Consider the following 15,753-nt stretch of genomic DNA (forward strand, 5'->3'; position numbering starts at 1 on the left):
AGGAGTTCAGTGATTGAATCAGGCGGTCGCCACGGCTTCGATTTCCAGCAGCCAGGCTTCGTCGAAGATGCCGGTAATGATGACGGTCATCGCGATCTTGCGGTCGCCGAGCACCTCGGCGCGAATGCGCCGGTTGTCGAGCGCATGGGCGCGGTCGGACAGGAAGATCGTGGCCTTGACCAGATTGTCGAGGTTCATGCCGGCGGCGTGTAGCTGGGCCTCGACATTCTGCCAGGCCAGTCGGCACTGGCCTTCGAAATCGGCGGGAACGGTTCCGTCTTTCGCTACCGGGATCTGGCCCGAGATGAACAGCGTGCGTGCATTGTTCGTCACCTCGATCGCTTGAGCGTAGCCGCCAGCGGGTGCCGGCGCATCGGGCGAGTTGATTTCGCGCTTGTGCATATAGCCCTCCCTAGAAATCCGTCGGCGCGCCGCCCTCGGCCTTGCGCTTGTCGACAAAGGCGTTGAGCTCTTCGCGGATCGCCGGGTCCATCCATGGCTCCTCGTACGACGCCAGGCGCTCCTTCCAGATACGGTTCGCGCGCTCCACTGCAGTGGGGGAGCCGGCCTCGGCCCAGGTCTCGAAGTTGCGCCAGTCGGAGATAACAGGCGGATAAAAGGCGTTCTTGTAGCGGTCCTGCGTGTGCCGGGTGCCGAAGAAATGGCCGCCCGGGCCGACATCGCGGATGGCGTCGATGGCGAGCGCGTCCTCGGACAGGTCGAGCGGGGTCAGGAACTCCGCCACCATCTGCAACAGGTCGATGTCGAGGATCGTCTTCTCGTAGGAACAGCGCAAGCCGCCTTCGAGCCAACCGGCGCCATGCAGGATGAAGTTGGCGCCGCCCTGAATCGCACCCCAAAGCGAAAAGACGCTTTCATAGGCCGCCTGCGCGTCGACAGCATTGGCGGCGCAGACATTGGAGGTGCGGTAGGGAATGTTGTAGCGCCGGGCAAGCTGGCCGCCGATCAACTGCGCCTTCATGTATTCCGGCGTGCCGAAGGCGGGTGCGCCAGACTTCATGTCGACATTGGAAGTGAAGCCGCCATAGCCGACGGGCGCGCCCTTGCGCACCATCTGGGTGAAGGCCAGGCCCGAAAGCGCTTCGGCGTTCTGCTGCACCAGCGCGCCGGCAATGGTCACTGGTGCCATGGCACCTGAAAGCGTGAAGGGGGTGACGATCACCACCTGGCCCATCGACGACATCTGGATGATGCCTTCCATCATCGGCACGTCGAGCTTGAGCGGGGAGTTGGTGTTGATGATGGTGTAGACCGAGGGCTCCTCCATCATCTGCTCACGGGAAATGCCGCGGGCGATGCGGGCGATCTCGATGCCGTCGACATTGCGTTCCTTGCCGAGCGAGTAGATGTGGAACACCTTGTCGGTCAGCGTGGCGAGGTCGCGGATGCATTCGAGGTGGCGGATCGAGGGGTGGATGTCCACCGGCTCGACCGGATACCCGCCCGTGGTGTGCAGGATGTTGTGCATCTGGGCGAGTTTCAGGAAATTGCGGTAGTCGGCCTGGTTGCCGGGTCGCCGGCCACGGTCGAGGTCGGAGCAGTTGGGCGCCGAGGCCATCTGCGAGAAGACCACATTGTTGCCACCGAAGCGGACGTTGTGCGCGGGGTTGCGGGCATGGAGCGTGAATTCCGCCGGCGCATGCGAAATCAGCTCGAGGATCATGTCGGGATCGAAGCGGACCCGCTCGGAGCCGTCGCGCACGTCCGCGCCATGCGCCTTCATGATGCGGCGTGCCTCGTCGTGCAGCACGTCGACGCCGATCTCCTTCAAAACCCTGAGCGAAGCGAGATGGATCGATTCAAGCTCGTCGTCGGAAATCAGCTTGGTTGGCGGAAACGGGATCTTGAGTTGGCGGAAGGGCGGCTGCTCGAAGGCCGACGATGCTCCCGCCCGCTTGCCGGCACGGCCGCCGCGGCGGGTTCGGTCGTCAGCGGGTGCCGGTTCGGTCGCAAGCGGGGCCACGGTCATGGGAATCCTCACGGCAAGGGCGAATGTCGCGGGCATAATGGACCGGGCAAATTGCGCTCATTGCGGTGGCGGCGACCAGTAGCGCGAAGGAAGCGACATCACGCATGGCGGAAATGCCCACACTCGTCCACCTTCAGCACCAATGCATGGCAACGTGCCGTGGTTCGGGTCTCCACCGTAGAGTCGATGTTGGGTCGGCGCAGCGAGGGGGTAGTCATTCAGCCTTGAGGACGTGCCACTTTCCGCCCATGTCGTTGCCGTTCATCTCACCGGGCTTCGTGTCGAGGGCAAATCTGTAGAGCGGCTTGCCGTCGTAGGCCCACATCTTTGAGCCGTCCATTCGCGTGACGATAGACCAGTCACCCTCCGCCGCGGCATCCGCTGGCGCCTTGAAGGGGATCCAGGTCTCGGTGCAGGTCGCCCTGCAATTGGACTTGTCCTTGCCGTCCTCGTCGAAGGTGTAGAGCACCATGCCCTCGTCGGTGGTGAAGACCTTCCCGTCCTTAGTGTCCATCACCTTGGCGGGTTCGGCAGCCAGGGAAAAAATCGAGCTCGCGAGCAAAACTGCAAATGCTGAGAGTATCGTTCTCATGATGATCGCTCCCTTTTGCAGTGGCCGGGCGCAAGATGCCGGCGCACGCCTCCATAACGGTCGTTGCGGGGCGGTGTTCCCATTGCATTGGGCGATGAAATCGCTTGGCGCTTGTCGTCGCCCGAAGCTCCGGGTTAGAGTGCGGCCATGAGCGCATCTCACGCCCATATCCGGTTGCAGGAAGCTGCCTCGAAGCCGTCGCCGCGCACGCGGCATACCGAGCTTCTGCGGCTTTGCGCGCGTATTGGCTACTCGCCGCCCAGCCATCTCTGAATTCGCCCCGGCCCCTGCCGGATTGATTCAAGAGAGAGGCACAAGTCAATGACTTATCAGAACTATTCGCTGAAGCAGCTTCAGCAGATCGATGCCGCGCATCATCTCCATCCCTTCACCGACCACAAGGAGTTGCGCGAAATCGGCTCGCGCATGATCACCCGCGCCGAGGGGCCGTTCATCTATGATTCCGAAGGTGCCGAACTGCTCGACGGCATGGCCGGGCTGTGGTGCGTCAATGTCGGCTATGGCCGAAACGAGCTGGCGGAAGCGGCCTACACCCAGATGAAGGAGTTGCCCTACTACAACTCGTTCTTCAAATGCTCGACGCCGACACCGGTGCTGCTGTCCAAGAAGCTTGCCGAACTGGCTCCGAAAAACATCAACCAGGTGTTCTACGGCTCGTCGGGTTCGGAATCCAACGACACGGCCCTTCGGCTCGTGCGCCACTACTGGGCGCTCGAAGGCAAGCCGCAGAAGAACCGCATCATCTCGCGCCAGATGGCCTATCACGGTTCGACGGTTGCCGGCACCTCGCTCGGCGGCATGGATGGCATGCACCACCAGCTCGGCGGGGCGGTGCCCAATATCGTCCATGTCATGATGCCCTATGCCTATGAACTGGCCATGCCGGGCGAGAGCGACCACGATTTCGGCCTGCGCGCCGCCAAGGCTGTCGAAGACGCGATCCTGGAAGCCGGAGCGGACAATGTCGCGGCCTTCATCGGCGAGCCGATCATGGGGGCGGGCGGGGTCAAGATTCCGCCGGCCAGCTACTGGCCGGAGATCCAGCGCATCTGCCGCAAATACGACGTGCTGTTGATGCTCGACGAAGTCATCACCGGCTATGGCCGTACCGGCGAATGGTTCGCGGCCCAGACATTCGGCATCGAAGCCGACACGATCACCACCGCCAAGGCGCTGACTTCGGGCTACCAGCCGCTGTCGGCACTTCTGGTCGGCGATCGTATCGCCGCGACGCTGGTCGAAAAGGGTGGCGAGTTCTACCACGGCTACACCTATTCCGGTCACCCTGTGGCCTGCGCGGTGGCGCTCAAGAACCTCGAGATCATCGAACGCGAAGGGCTGGTCGAGCGGGTCAAGAACGATACGGGCCCGTATTTCGCCCAGATGCTCAAGGAGCGGATTTCGGGCCACAACCTCGTCGGTGAGGTGCGTTCGGTCGGCCTGATGGGCGCAATCGAGATCGTCAAGGACAAGGCGACCAAGGAGCGTTTCTCGCCAGGCGGTAGCGCCGCCGTGATCGTGCGCGATCATGCCATCGCCAACGGCATGATGATGCGTGCGACCGGCGACTCGATGATCCTGTCGCCGCCGCTGATCTGGACGCGCGACACCATCGACATGGCCGGCGACCGCATCCTCAAAGCGCTCGACCTGGCCGAGGCCGATCTCAGGAAAGTCTGACGACTTCAGGCCGGGCAGGGGTGATCCTGCCCGGCTTTTTTCGAAGGGAGGACATGATGAGCGGAAGGCCGATCGTGCCGTTGATCGAGTATGACGATGCGAGCGATGTCGTCCGCGCCGTCTATGACGACATCATGGCGACCCGGAAAGTCGATTGGATCAACAATTTCTGGAAGGTGCTGGCGCATGATCCGGCGCACCTGAAGCGGACCTGGGAAACATTGCGCGACGTCATGGCGCCGGGCGCGCTCGATCCGCTCACTAAGGAACTGATCTACATCGCCGTTTCGGCGACGAATGGTTGCGAGTACTGCACATTTTCCCACACGGCGTCAGCGCGGGCCAAGGGCATGAGCGAGGCGCAACTGATGGAACTGCTCGCCGTCGTCGGCATGGCCAACGAGACCAACCGGCTGGCGAATGCGCTGCGCCCGCCGGTGGACGCGGCGTTCGAGCCAAAGGGCTGAACGCTTCCTGCTTGTTCATGACACGCCTGCGACGTACATTTTGCGCCGCACAATAGATGCCGGCTGCAGTTGTCGGCCGATGTGGCTCTGATTCCCAGGCAGGGAGCGCCTTTGCATGACACGTCGGAGAATGCTCAGGGCCTCGCGCCAATCCACTGCCATTGCCGGCAATCTGATGCTGGCGCCGATGGTCATTGCGATGCGACTGCCCCTGATTGCAATGGAAGCTAACGGCGACTCCATCTTGCGCGGGGAAGGACTGACCGCGGTCACGGAAAAAGCCACGGCTCTTGCCGAAGGGGTTTTCGCCGCGCAGATGGCCTATTTCCGGTCGGCAATGTTGTTTTGGCCAGAAATCCTGTCGGGACACATGCCTTCGATGCTGAACGGCGCGGCGGTGCAGCGGTCCGCCACAGCGGCCTTGCGTCCGGCAGGCCGGCGCGTGAAGGCCAATTTTCGTAGGTTGGCGACGAAGGCTGGCGGCAAGTTGGGCTGAACGGGGGGGTAAAACGCAAAAACCGCGCCCCTGATGGGAACGCGGCTTTGCCACTTGAACGCATGGCCCTTCGCAACGCTTGACTGGCGAAGGTTACGGCTCCGGTACGCAAGACCTGATCCGGAGCGCCGGGCGGCTGCGACGACCGCCCTTGCAAACCGTTTTAACCGGACATCGTTACCGCGTGGTTAGCGAGAGCTTAATCAATTCTAAATTTTAGACTTTTTTGACTTAAAGTATTGAGGGAAGTGCTTTTTCAGGACTGCTCGCCCCGCAGAAATCTTATGATGCCGGAAAAGTCCGCACCGCCATGGCCGAGCGCCGAATAGAGCGCGTAGAGCTGGGTTGCCTCGGCCCCGAGCGGGGTGACGGCACCTGCCTGCTGGGCGGCTTCCTGCGATAGCTTCAGGTCCTTGAGCATGAGGGCTGCGGCAAAGCCGGGCTGGTAGTCGCGATTGGCCGGCGAGTTGGGCACGGGACCAGGCACCGGGCAATAGGAGGTCAGCGACCAGCACTGGCCCGACGATGTCGAAGCGACGTCAAACAGCGCCTGATGCGAAAGGCCGAGCTTCTCGGCAAGCACGAAGGCTTCGGCGACGCCGATCATCGAGATGCCGAGGATCATGTTGTTGCAGATCTTGGCGGCCTGGCCTGCGCCGGCGTCGCCGCAATGGACGATGCGGCCCGCCATCGGCCTGAGGATCGGTTCGGCCTTGTCGAAGGCTGCCTGGGAGCCGCCGGCCATGAAGGTCAGCGTGCCGGCCGCGGCCCCACCGGTGCCTCCGGAAACGGGCGCATCGACGGAAAGCAGGCCGTGCTTGGCTGCGATGGCATGTGCCTTTCGCGCCGAATCGACGTCGATGGTCGAGGAGTCGATCAGCAGCGCGCCCTTCTTCACCTTCGGGGCAATGTCCTCGTAGACGGAAAGCACGTGTTTTCCGGCCGGGAGCATCGTGATCACCACGTCGGCATCCTTGGCTGCCGCAACCGCATTCGCCATGATTGTGACGCCATTGTCGCGCGCGGTGTCGAGATGGTCAGGCATTAGGTCAAAGCCCTGGACGGCGTGGCCAGCCTTGACGAGGTTTGCAGCCATGGGATTGCCCATGTTGCCCAGGCCGATGAAGGCGATGATGGTCATTTGGTGGTTCCTCCGGGATAGCGAATAGGGAGTAGCGAATAGCGAACAAGGAACGGGATGGAGCGAACAGCGAAGGACGAACCCGAAAGGCCAGCCTTCTACTCGCTATTCGCTACCCCCTATTCGCTATCTTCCGATCAGATGCCTGGCGATGATGACGCGCATGATCTCGTTGGTGCCCTCGAGAATTTGGTGCACGCGCAGGTCGCGGACCAGCTTTTCGATGCCGTAGTCGTGCAGGTAGCCGTAGCCGCCGAGCAGTTGCAGCGCATTGTTGGCGACGTCGAAGCCGGTGTCGGTGACGAAGCGCTTGGCCATGGCCGACCATTTTGAGGCGTCGTGCGTCTTGCGGTCGAGCTTGGAGGCCGCGGCATAGAGGAACAGGCGGGCGGCCTGAAGCTCGGTCTCCATGTCGGCAAGGCGGAACTGCAGCGCCTGGAAGCGGTCGATGGTCTGGCCGAATGCCTTGCGCTCGGCCGTGTAGGCAAGTGCCTTGTCCAGCGCCGATTGGGCGCCACCAAGCGAGCAGGCCGCGATGTTGAGTCGGCCGCCGTCGAGCCCGGCCATAGCGATGCCGAAGCCGGCGCCTTCGTCGGACAGGCGGTTTTCGGCCGGCACGCGGCAGTCGGTGAAGATCACCTGGCGCGTCGACTGCATGTGCCAGCCCATCTTGTGCTCGTTGGCGCCGAAGGAAAGACCGGGCGCGTCCTTGGGCACGACCAGCGTCGAGATGCCCTTGGGCCCATCGGCCCCCGTACGCACCATCACGACGTAGATGTCGCTGTCGCCGGCGCCGGAGATGAACTGCTTGGCGCCATTGATGACGTAGTGGTCGCCGTCGCGAACGGCGCGGGTGCGCAGTGCCGCTGCGTCCGAACCCGAACCCGGCTCGGTCAGGCAATAGCTTGCCAGCCATTCCATCGACGCCAGCTTCGGCACGAAGCGCTGCCGCTGCTCTTCGCTGCCGAACCGGTCGATCATAGAGGCGACCATGTTGTGAATCGAGATGAAGGACGAGAAGCCGGGGCAGGCTTGCGCCAATTGCTCGAAGACGAGGACGGCATCGAGCCGGCTGAGCGCCGAGCCGCCGACATCGTCGCGTACATAGAGGCCGCCGAAACCGAGCGGGCCGGTTTCGCGGATCACGTCGGCGGGGAAAGTCTTTGCCTTGTCCCATTCGAGGGCCAGGGGCGCAATGCGTTCGGCGGCAAAGCTGCCTGCCATGTCGCGGATGGCCAGTTGGTCTTCGTTGAGCTCGAATTGAACGGCACTCGCTTCGATTGCGGCGTCCATGTCGGCCTCCCTGACGTTTTTGGCTATGCGCGAAGATCAATCTAGACCAATGATGCCGCCGCGCAACCCGACGTTCTACACAGAGCGGCTGTGCGCATTATCATGGGCGAGATACGACGTGACGACAAAATTTGATGGGCCGCTGAAGCTGCGTTGCTGGGGAGCACGCTGAGCCATGGCCAAGGCGATCATGCTCCAGGGCACGGGCTCTGATGTCGGCAAGACGGTTTTGGTTGCCGGGCTTTGCCGCGCGGCTCGCAACCGTGGTCTTTCGGTCCGGCCGTTCAAGCCGCAGAACATGTCGAACAATGCCGCCGTCGCCGACATGCCGGGCGAAGCTGGCGGCGGCGAGATCGGACGGGCGCAATGGCTGCAGGCGATAGCCTGCGGGGTAAAGCCGTCGATCCACATGAACCCCGTGCTGCTCAAGCCGCAGAGCGACATCGGCAGTCAGGTGGTCGTGCAGGGCAAGGTTTTCGGGCATGCCAGGGCGCGGGACTATCAGGAACTGAAGCCGAAATTGATGGGCGCAGTACTCGATTCCTGGGAGAAGCTGGAAGAGGGCGCCGATCTCATCATCGTCGAGGGTGCAGGTTCGCCGGCCGAGATCAACCTGCGGCCGCGCGACATCGCCAATATGGGCTTTGCCACCCGCGCCGACGTGCCGGTCATCCTGGTCGGCGACATTGACCGCGGTGGCGTCATCGCGTCGGTTGCCGGCACGCATCTGATCCTGCCCGAGGAAGACCGGCGGATGATCGTCGGCTATCTCATCAACAAGTTCCGCGGCGATGCCAGCCTGTTCGACGAGGGAATTGCTGCGATCGAACGGTTCACCGGTTGGCGCAGCTTTGGCGTGGTGCCGTGGCTGAAGGCCGCGGCCTTGCTGCCATCGGAAGATTCGGTCGTCCTCGAGCGGCTCGCAACCGGCGAGAAGCGGGCACTCAAGGTCGCCGTGCCGATGCTCGGCCGCATCGCCAATTTCGACGACCTCGACCCTCTGCGAGCCGAGCCGCAGGTCGAGGTGGTCTTTGTACCGCCGGGCCAGCGCCTGCCTGAAGATGCCGGCCTTGTTGTCATCCCCGGCTCCAAATCGACCATCAGCGACCTCATGCTGTTTCGCCAAAATGGCTGGGACCGCGACCTCGATGCGCATCGCCGGCGTGGCGGCCACGTGGTCGGTATCTGCGGTGGCTACCAGATGCTCGGCCGCGTCGTGCGCGACCCACATGGCATCGAAGGCAGCGTGACGGAGGCCGAAGGGCTTGGGCTGCTCGACGTCGAGACCGTGATGGAACCGGAGAAAACGGTGCGCAACGTCGAGGCGCGATCGGTCCGTTTTGACGAGCCGCTGTCGGGTTACGAGATTCATCTCGGGCGGACCATCGGACCGGACTGTAGCCGCCCCACAGCCGTGATCAACGGCGTCGATGATGGCGCCACTTCAGCCGATGGCAAGGTGTTCGGCACCTATCTGCACGGGCTGTTCGGCGCCGATGGGTTTCGCGGACGTTTCCTCGAAGGTCTGGGCATCAGGGGCGGTGGCATCGACTACCGGGCCGAAGTCGAACGTGCCCTTGACGAGATCGCCGAACATCTCGAAAGGCATCTCGACTGCGACGCGATCTTTGCGGCTGCGCGGTGAACTGAGGTCAGAAACCCATCATTGCGCGTAGCGGGTTGGCCGGATCCATCAGGAGCTTGATGGCGAGCGCCACGCAGGTGCAGACCAGTAGCGGCTTGATCAGCCGCGCGCCGTTGCGCATCGCCAGATGAGCGCCCAGCCTCGCGCCGAGGAACTGGGCGATGCCCATCACGATGCCGATCTTCCAGGCTATAGCGCCGACCAGCGCGAAGACTCCGAACGCGCCGAGATTGGAGGCGAAGTTCAGCAGCTTGGTATGCGCGGTTGCCTTGAGCACGCCGTAGCCGGCAAGGGCGACAAAGGCGAGCATGAAGAACGAGCCGGCGCCGGGCCCAAACACGCCATCGTAGAAGCCGATTGCGGGAACGATGGTCATGCCGAGCACAAACGGCGCCATGCGCTCAGTGCGGTCGATATCGTTCATGTTGGGCTTGAAGGCAAAGTAGAGCGCGATGGCGACGAGCAGGAAGGGTAGGAACATCCCCAATATGTCGCCGGGCAGTATGGTGGCGAGCAGCGCGCCGAGTACCGATCCGATGAAGGACAGGGCAGCAAAGGGCAGTTGCTTGCGCAGGTCGACGTGGCCTTTGGCTGCGTAGCTGATGGTCGCCGAGCCCGAGCCGAACAGCCCCTGGAGCTTGTTGGTGCCGAGCGCTTCGACCGGCGGAAACCCGGCCAGCAGCAGTGCCGGGATGGTGATCAGCCCGCCGCCGCCGGCGATGGAATCGATGAAGCCGGCGATGAACGCCGCAACGGTCAGGAACAGGATGGTTTCCGTGGCAATGTCGAACATCGGCGCGAGTGCCTTGCGCTTGAGGGCTTGAGCGCGTTCGACCACAGCGAACCCGCTTGCGCAATAGCATCGCCAGACCATAGTCCGCTTACCTGTCGAGCCGAGTGTCTTTAACGTCACTTTGTTCTATAGCGGAAACAGTAGCTGCCTCGACGGAAGGGATTCGCATGGCGACAGGATTGCTGACCCAGATTCGCACCTTCTTCGAAGGGGATGCCGGCGTGCGCAAGGTTGCCGACGATCCGGTACTATCGGCCGAACTTCTTCTGCTTTTCCGCATGATCCTGGCGGATGGCGTGGCCAGTGAAAGCGAGATGGCGGCATTCCGTCGGATCTGCAATCAGGCCTTCGGCATCGGCGAGGAGAGCATCGACGCCGTCGTCGAATATCTCAACGACATCGGCTACGAGACCAATGGGTCGCAGGCCATCGCCATGTTCCAGGATCTCGATGTCGAGAGGCGCAAGCTCCTGGCCCGGCATATGGCCGACATCGCCAAGGCAGACACCCATCTGGCGGAAAACGAGGTCAAGCTGCTGCGCCGCACGCTCGATCTGTTGGGCATCAGCCCCGTCGACGTGGTGAAGTCGACGAGCTGACACGGCCACTCACCCCTGTTCCTGCAGCCTCCGCGCAATCGCCCGGTGCAAATCGGGCGCGGCAGATACCAGTGCCTGTGCGGCCTCGGATGACGGGCGGTTGAGCACTTCGGCAGTCTTGCCACGTTCGACAATCCGCCCCTCATGCATGACCAGCACGTCGTCGGTGATGGCGCGCGCCACGGTCAGGTCGTGGGTGATGAAGAAATAGGCAATGCCAAGCCGCAGGTTGAGTTCGGCGAAAAGGTCGAGGATCTGGGCGCGGATCGACACGTCGAGCGCCGAGACCGGCTCGTCGGCAACCACCAGCTTGGGCCGGGTGATGATGGCCCGGGCAATCGACAGGCGCTGGCGCTGGCCGCCGGAGAACTCGTGGGGATATTTCTCCATGTCGGCGCGGCTGAGGCCGACCTCGTGCAAGGCGCGGGCGACCATGTCGCGTCGCTCCTGGCGTTCCGGCCGGTGTTCCATCAGGTACAGCGGCTCGGCAACCAGCCGTTCCACGGTATGGCGCGGGTCGAATGAGCCATAGGGATCCTGGAAGACGACCTGCATGTTCCGCCGCGCCCGCCGCAGTTCGGCTTCGCTGCGACCGGCGATATCCATGCCGCGGAATTTGATGACCCCGGAGGTTGGCTTGTCCAGCGCCAGGATCATGCGGGCGAGGGTGGATTTGCCGCAACCGGAGCGGCCGACGAGTGCGACGGATGCGCCCGGCTTCATGGTCAGCGACACGCTGTCCACAGCCCGAACCGGCTCCGGCCGCGAGAACAGAGACTTTCGCCGGCCGGGATAGTCGCGCGTGACGTCGGCCAGTTCGAGCAGGTTGCCGGCCTGCTCATCGATGTGAGGTTTTGCCCGCGCCGGCACGTGCATCGAGGCAAGCGCGAGCTGGCGCGTATAGGGATGGCTGGCCACCGACAGCGTCTGCGCGGTTTCGCCCGTTTCCATGACCGCGCCATCGCGCAGGATGGTGACCCGGTCCGACATCTCGGTGACCACGGCGAGGTCATGCGAAATGAACAGCAGGCTCATCCTGTTTTCGCTGACCAGTTCCTTGAGCAGGTCCAGGATCTGGGCCTGCAGCACCACGTCGAGCGCGGTCGTCGGTTCGTCCGCAATCAGCAGCTTGGGTTTCAGGGCGCAGGCAATCGCAATCGCCACGCGCTGGCGCTGGCCGCCGGAAAGTTCGTGCGGATAGCGCGACAGCGGAAACTGCTGCGCCGGCAGACCTACGCGGTCGAGGATCTTTCTCGTGCGCTCCTCTGCCTCGGCGCGGCTGGCCCTGGTGTGCCACCTGATGCCTTCGGCGACCTGTTCGCCGATCGTCTTGACCGGGTTCAACGCCGTCATCGGCTCCTGGAACACCATGCCAATGTCATCGCCGCGCAGCGCGCACATCATTTGTTCGGAAGCACCGAGGATGTCCACGCCATCGAAGCTGATCCGGCCGCTGGCTTTTGCCGAAAGCGGCGCAAGGCGCATGATGGCAAGTGCCGTCATCGACTTGCCGGAGCCGGATTCGCCGACCAGCCCCATGACCTCGCCTGGTGCTATGGATAGGTCGATGTCCTTCAGGATCGACAGGCGGCCGATCTTCAGCGACAGCTTTTCGATGGAGAGCAAGGTCATGGCCGGCGCCGCGCACGTGGATCGAACACGTCGGAGATGCCATCGCCGAGCAGGTTGAGCCCGAGCACGGTGAGCAGGATCGCGCACCCGGGGAACAGCGCCAGCCATGGGGCCACCATCATCAGCGTCTGCGCGTCGAACAGCATCCGCCCCCAGCTTGGCATCGGCGGCTGGGCGCCGAGCCCGACATAGGACAGGCCCGCTTCGGCCAGGATGCCGAGCGCGAATTGTATCGTACCCTGGACGAGCAGCAGGTTGGCAATATTGGGCAGGATGTGTTCGATGGTGATACGGGCCGGGCCCTTGCCGGCGGCGCGGGCGGCGAGAATGTATTCGCGCGGCCAGATGGACAGTGCGCCGGCACGGGCGACGCGGGCGAAGACCGGAATGTTGAAGATGCCGATGGCGATGATCGCATTGATCGCGCCGGGGCCAAAGACGGCGGTGATCATCACTGCCGACAGCAAGGCCGGGAAGGCGAAGACGAGGTCGTTGAAGCGCATCAGCGCTTCGTCGATCCAACCACCGCGGGCGGCAGCCCAGCAGCCGAGCGGGATGCCGATGCCCATGCCGATACCTACAGCCACGAGGGCTACGGCGATCGAGTTGCGCGCGCCGAGCATGATCATCGACAGCACGTCGCGACCGAAATGGTCGGTGCCGAACCAGTGCGCCCATGACGGCGGCTGCATCCGGTCGGCAACGATCAGCTTGGTGACGTCATAGGGCGTCCAGAAGAACGAGACGAGCGCCATGGCGGCGATCAGGAGGGTGATGAGAAGGCCGATGACGAAAGAACGGTTCGTCATCGCGCGGCCGATGAATTCGGCGAAATTCTCCGGCTCTTGCGGGATTGCCTCGCTCATCGTCGCGACCTCAGGCGGGGGTCGACCAAGGCATAGGAGAGGTCGACCAGCAGGTTGACGACCACTACGGTGGCGACCAGCAGCATGACCACGCTTTGCACCACGATCAGGTCGCGCTGGGTGATCGCCTGGAACACCAGCCGGCCGAGGCCGGGCAGATAGAAGACGTTTTCGATGATGATGGTGCCGGCGAGCAGGAAGGCGAACTGCAGGCCCATGATGGTCAGCACCGGGATCATGGCGTTGCGCAGCGCATGGCGCCACAGAACCGCGCGCATCGGCATGCCCTTGGCTCGCGCCGTGCGGATATAGTCCTCGCCCAAAACCTCGACCAGCGCGGCGCGTGTGACACGCGACAGGATCGCGGCCTGTGGCAGGGCAAGTGCGAATGCCGGCAGGATCAGAGCCTTGAGCGCCGGCCAGGTGCCAGCGCTCCAACCGGGAAAGCCGCCGGCCGGCACCAACCTGAGCCAGACGGCGAAGATGTAGACCAGTAGCAGCGCGAACCAGAAGTTCGGCATCGCGACGCCGACCTGTGCCGTTGCCATGGCAATCGTGTCGGCCGCCTTGCCGCGGCGCGCGGCGGCGAAAACGCCGACCGGAATGGCGATCAGCGTCGACAGCGTGAGAGCGATGATCGCCAGCGGCAACGATACGACCATGCGCTCTTCGATCAGGTCGAGCACCGGCACCGAATAGGTGTAGGATTTGCCGAAATCGAGCGACAGCAGCCCGCGCGCCCAATCGAGGTAGCGGATGAGCAATGGCTGGTTCAGGCCCATCTGCTCGCGCAGCAACTCGACCTGGGCATCGCTGGCGTTCATGCCGAGCATCAGCCGGGCCGGATCACCAGGGACCACCTCAAGCATCAGGAACACCACGACCGAGGCGACGACAAGGGTCGCAACTCCGATCACAAGGCGCTTGAGCAGGTATGCGGTCATTGGCTCAAACTGCCCGAGAAAACACCGCTCCGAAAGCTCGCAAGGATTGCGGAGCGGTGTCTGTTCACAGGACTTTTGTCAATCTGCCCACTTCACCTTGGTCAGGTCGTTGGCCTGGATGGGTGAATTCTCCCAGAGCCCCTCGATCTTGGCGTCCCAGATGCCGACCTTCGGCAGCTCGAACAGGAAGCCGTTGACGGCGTCGTCGGCCAGGATCTTCTGCGCCTGTTTGTAGAGTTCGATGCGCTTGGCCTCGTCCGACGTCAGGTTCAGTTCATCGATGACCTTGTTGAAGGCCGGGTTGTCGTAGTTGAAGTAGTAGTCCTTGCGCGCGTAGATATCGATGTCGTTGGGCTCGGTGTGCGAGACGATGGACAGGTCATAGTCCTTTTCCTTGAACACCTGCTTCAGCCAGTCGGCCCATTCGACCGGGATGATCTGCAAGTCGATGCCGATCTCGCGCAACTGCGAGGCGATGATCTCACCGCCCTGGCGCGCATAGCCCACCGGCGGCAGCTTGAGCGTCGCCTTGAAGCCTTCCGGATAGCCCGCTTCCTTGAGCAGTTCCTTGGCCTTGGCGAGGTCGTGCGGATAGGTGCCGGTCAGGTCGACATAGGCCGGATTGTGGGGTGCGAAATGCGAGCCGATCGGCGTGCCGAGGCCGGCAGTGGCGCCGTCGATGATGGCCTTGCGATCGAGCGCATGGGCGATGGCCTGGCGCACCTTGAGGTTATCGAAGGGCGGACGCTTGTTGTTGGTCGACAGCACGGTCTCGCCCTCGGTCGTGCCGATGACCACCTTGAAGCGCGGATCGGCCTTGACCTGGGCCAGCGCGTCACCGAGCGAGAAGTTGGGCAGCGCCTGCACGTCACCCGAAAGCAGGGCAGGGATGGCGGCCGCGGCATCCGGAATGATGCGGAACTCGGCCTTGGTCAGCGCGATCGGATCACCCCAGTAGCCGTCTGCCTTGACCAGTGTGATGGCTGAGCCCTTGGCCCAGTTCTGGAACTTGAAAGGACCGGTGCCGATCGGCTTTTCCTTGTTGGTCTCGGCCGTCTCCGGCCCCACGATCACTGCGTCGCCCCAGCCGAGATTGTGGAGGAAGGAGCCGAGCGGGTTCTTGAGCGTCACCTTGACTGTGGTCGGGTCAACGACATCGACGGTGTCGATAGCTGCAAAGAGACCCTTCTGGGCGTTCACCGAGTTTTCACCGCGGGCGCGGTCGAGCGAGAACTTGACATCGTCGGCGTTGAAATCAGTGCCGTCGTGGAATTTCACGCCCGAGCGCAGCTTGAACGTATAGATCTTGCCGTCGTCGGAAATGGTCCAGCTTTCGGCGAGGTCGGGCAGAACTTCGCCACGCGAGCCGATGCGGGTCAGGCCTTCGAAGACATTCGCATAGAGCACTTCGTCGATGGCAGCAGCAGCGCTGGCGGTCGGATCGAGGTGAGGCGGCTCCAGCGGCATGCCAAGCACCAGGTCGGTGCGTGCGGCCATTGCGGCGGTGCTGGAAGCCAGCGCGATCGCTGCGGCCGCCAGAATGGTTTTCCACTGCTTCATGTTGTGCTCTCTCAGCTTCGACTTGGACGGGTCG

The 15,753-nt window shown here is 63.1% G+C and carries 15 protein-coding genes; 5 read left to right on the forward strand and 10 right to left on the reverse strand.

Going from position 1 to position 15,753, the window contains the following annotated elements:
- Nucleotides 1-18: 18 nt before the first annotated feature.
- The 3 genes from ABSY17_RS11525 to ABSY17_RS11535 form a co-directional block, all read right to left on the reverse strand.
- On the reverse strand, nt 19-402 hold the full coding sequence (locus tag ABSY17_RS11525) for a RidA family protein (RefSeq protein WP_378950421.1): 384 nt from the start codon (nt 400-402) through the stop codon (nt 19-21).
- Between the two features lie 10 nt (nt 403-412).
- On the reverse strand, nt 413-1,990 hold the full coding sequence (locus tag ABSY17_RS11530; RefSeq protein WP_378950424.1) for a trimethylamine methyltransferase family protein: 1,578 nt from the start codon (nt 1,988-1,990) through the stop codon (nt 413-415).
- Between the two features lie 214 nt (nt 1,991-2,204).
- Nucleotides 2,205-2,582, reverse strand: coding sequence for a hypothetical protein (locus ABSY17_RS11535; protein ID WP_378950427.1), 378 nt, complete (start codon nt 2,580-2,582; stop codon nt 2,205-2,207).
- A 321-nt stretch (nt 2,583-2,903) separates the two neighbouring features.
- Here ABSY17_RS11535 and ABSY17_RS11540 point away from each other — a divergent pair, with 321 nt between their 5' ends.
- The 3 genes from ABSY17_RS11540 (at nt 2,904) to ABSY17_RS11550 (ending at nt 5,246) form a co-directional block, all read left to right on the forward strand.
- Nucleotides 2,904-4,283 (forward strand): aspartate aminotransferase family protein, encoded by a 1,380-nt coding sequence (locus tag ABSY17_RS11540; RefSeq protein ID WP_378950430.1) that lies wholly within the window; start codon nt 2,904-2,906, stop codon nt 4,281-4,283.
- A 53-nt stretch (nt 4,284-4,336) separates the two neighbouring features.
- On the forward strand, nt 4,337-4,750 hold the full coding sequence (locus ABSY17_RS11545; protein WP_378950433.1) for a carboxymuconolactone decarboxylase family protein: 414 nt from the start codon (nt 4,337-4,339) through the stop codon (nt 4,748-4,750).
- 130 nt (nt 4,751-4,880) lie between these two features.
- The gene (locus ABSY17_RS11550; protein ID WP_378950436.1) at nt 4,881-5,246 is read left to right on the forward strand and encodes a hypothetical protein; all 366 of its coding nucleotides are present in this window, start codon (nt 4,881-4,883) and stop codon (nt 5,244-5,246) included.
- A gap of 256 nt (nt 5,247-5,502) precedes the next feature.
- Here ABSY17_RS11550 and mmsB read toward each other — a convergent pair whose 3' ends face one another.
- Both mmsB and ABSY17_RS11560 read right to left on the reverse strand, forming a co-directional pair.
- Entirely contained in the window at nt 5,503-6,387 is an 885-nt protein-coding gene (mmsB, locus tag ABSY17_RS11555; RefSeq protein WP_378950439.1) for a 3-hydroxyisobutyrate dehydrogenase, read from the reverse strand.
- Nucleotides 6,388-6,513: 126 nt separating this feature from the next.
- Nucleotides 6,514-7,680, reverse strand: coding sequence for an isobutyryl-CoA dehydrogenase (locus ABSY17_RS11560; RefSeq protein WP_378950442.1), 1,167 nt, complete (start codon nt 7,678-7,680; stop codon nt 6,514-6,516).
- Between the two features lie 175 nt (nt 7,681-7,855).
- On the opposite strand from ABSY17_RS11560, the gene ABSY17_RS11565 reads away from it, so the two are divergent.
- Nucleotides 7,856-9,325: a cobyric acid synthase gene (locus tag ABSY17_RS11565; protein WP_378950445.1), complete on the forward strand. Its 1,470-nt coding sequence runs from the start codon at nt 7,856-7,858 to the stop codon at nt 9,323-9,325.
- A 7-nt stretch (nt 9,326-9,332) separates the two neighbouring features.
- Here the strand turns inward: ABSY17_RS11565 and ABSY17_RS11570 are convergent, their stop codons facing one another.
- Nucleotides 9,333-10,118, reverse strand: coding sequence for a TSUP family transporter (locus tag ABSY17_RS11570; protein ID WP_378952607.1), 786 nt, complete (start codon nt 10,116-10,118; stop codon nt 9,333-9,335).
- A 167-nt stretch (nt 10,119-10,285) separates the two neighbouring features.
- Here ABSY17_RS11570 and ABSY17_RS11575 point away from each other — a divergent pair, with 167 nt between their 5' ends.
- A complete protein-coding gene (locus ABSY17_RS11575) occupies nt 10,286-10,717 on the forward strand; it encodes a TerB family tellurite resistance protein (protein WP_378950448.1) in 432 nt (143 codons plus the stop codon).
- A 9-nt stretch (nt 10,718-10,726) separates the two neighbouring features.
- Here the strand turns inward: ABSY17_RS11575 and ABSY17_RS11580 are convergent, their stop codons facing one another.
- The 4 genes from ABSY17_RS11580 to ABSY17_RS11595 all read right to left on the reverse strand — a co-directional run bounded on the left by ABSY17_RS11580 (nt 10,727) and on the right by ABSY17_RS11595 (nt 15,719).
- A complete protein-coding gene (locus tag ABSY17_RS11580) occupies nt 10,727-12,349 on the reverse strand; it encodes an ABC transporter ATP-binding protein (protein ID WP_378950451.1) in 1,623 nt (540 codons plus the stop codon).
- On the reverse strand, nt 12,346-13,215 hold the full coding sequence (locus tag ABSY17_RS11585; protein WP_378950454.1) for an ABC transporter permease: 870 nt from the start codon (nt 13,213-13,215) through the stop codon (nt 12,346-12,348). The genes ABSY17_RS11580 and ABSY17_RS11585 overlap by 4 nt, the downstream gene beginning before the upstream one ends.
- Nucleotides 13,212-14,159 (reverse strand): ABC transporter permease, encoded by a 948-nt coding sequence (locus tag ABSY17_RS11590; RefSeq protein WP_378950457.1) that lies wholly within the window; start codon nt 14,157-14,159, stop codon nt 13,212-13,214. The genes ABSY17_RS11585 and ABSY17_RS11590 overlap by 4 nt, the downstream gene beginning before the upstream one ends.
- A gap of 78 nt (nt 14,160-14,237) precedes the next feature.
- Nucleotides 14,238-15,719, reverse strand: coding sequence for an ABC transporter substrate-binding protein (locus tag ABSY17_RS11595; RefSeq protein WP_378950459.1), 1,482 nt, complete (start codon nt 15,717-15,719; stop codon nt 14,238-14,240).
- Between the last annotated feature and the right edge of the window lie 34 nt (nt 15,720-15,753).

Source organism: Mesorhizobium sp. ANAO-SY3R2 (assembly GCF_042466635.1).
Taxonomy (GTDB): domain Bacteria; phylum Pseudomonadota; class Alphaproteobacteria; order Rhizobiales; family Rhizobiaceae; genus Aminobacter.

Bases quoted from the DNA above. Each gene is read 5' to 3' on its own strand.
- ABSY17_RS11570 (WP_378952607.1), bottom strand. From the start codon at position 10,118: ATGTTCGACATTGCCACGGAAACCATCCTGTTCCTGACCGTTGCGGCG.
- ABSY17_RS11590 (WP_378950457.1), bottom strand. From the start codon at position 14,159: ATGACCGCATACCTGCTCAAGCGCCTTGTGATCGGAGTTGCGACCCTT.
- ABSY17_RS11560 (WP_378950442.1), bottom strand. From the start codon at position 7,680: ATGGACGCCGCAATCGAAGCGAGTGCCGTTCAATTCGAGCTCAACGAA.
- ABSY17_RS11550 (WP_378950436.1), top strand. From the start codon at position 4,881: ATGCTCAGGGCCTCGCGCCAATCCACTGCCATTGCCGGCAATCTGATG.
- ABSY17_RS11525 (WP_378950421.1), bottom strand. From the start codon at position 402: ATGCACAAGCGCGAAATCAACTCGCCCGATGCGCCGGCACCCGCTGGC.
- ABSY17_RS11545 (WP_378950433.1), top strand. From the start codon at position 4,337: ATGATGAGCGGAAGGCCGATCGTGCCGTTGATCGAGTATGACGATGCG.
- ABSY17_RS11565 (WP_378950445.1), top strand. From the start codon at position 7,856: ATGGCCAAGGCGATCATGCTCCAGGGCACGGGCTCTGATGTCGGCAAG.
- ABSY17_RS11595 (WP_378950459.1), bottom strand. From the start codon at position 15,719: ATGAAGCAGTGGAAAACCATTCTGGCGGCCGCAGCGATCGCGCTGGCT.
- mmsB (WP_378950439.1), bottom strand. From the start codon at position 6,387: ATGACCATCATCGCCTTCATCGGCCTGGGCAACATGGGCAATCCCATG.
- ABSY17_RS11575 (WP_378950448.1), top strand. From the start codon at position 10,286: ATGGCGACAGGATTGCTGACCCAGATTCGCACCTTCTTCGAAGGGGAT.
- ABSY17_RS11530 (WP_378950424.1), bottom strand. From the start codon at position 1,990: ATGACCGTGGCCCCGCTTGCGACCGAACCGGCACCCGCTGACGACCGA.
- ABSY17_RS11540 (WP_378950430.1), top strand. From the start codon at position 2,904: ATGACTTATCAGAACTATTCGCTGAAGCAGCTTCAGCAGATCGATGCC.
- ABSY17_RS11585 (WP_378950454.1), bottom strand. From the start codon at position 13,215: ATGAGCGAGGCAATCCCGCAAGAGCCGGAGAATTTCGCCGAATTCATC.
- ABSY17_RS11580 (WP_378950451.1), bottom strand. From the start codon at position 12,349: ATGACCTTGCTCTCCATCGAAAAGCTGTCGCTGAAGATCGGCCGCCTG.
- ABSY17_RS11535 (WP_378950427.1), bottom strand. From the start codon at position 2,582: ATGAGAACGATACTCTCAGCATTTGCAGTTTTGCTCGCGAGCTCGATT.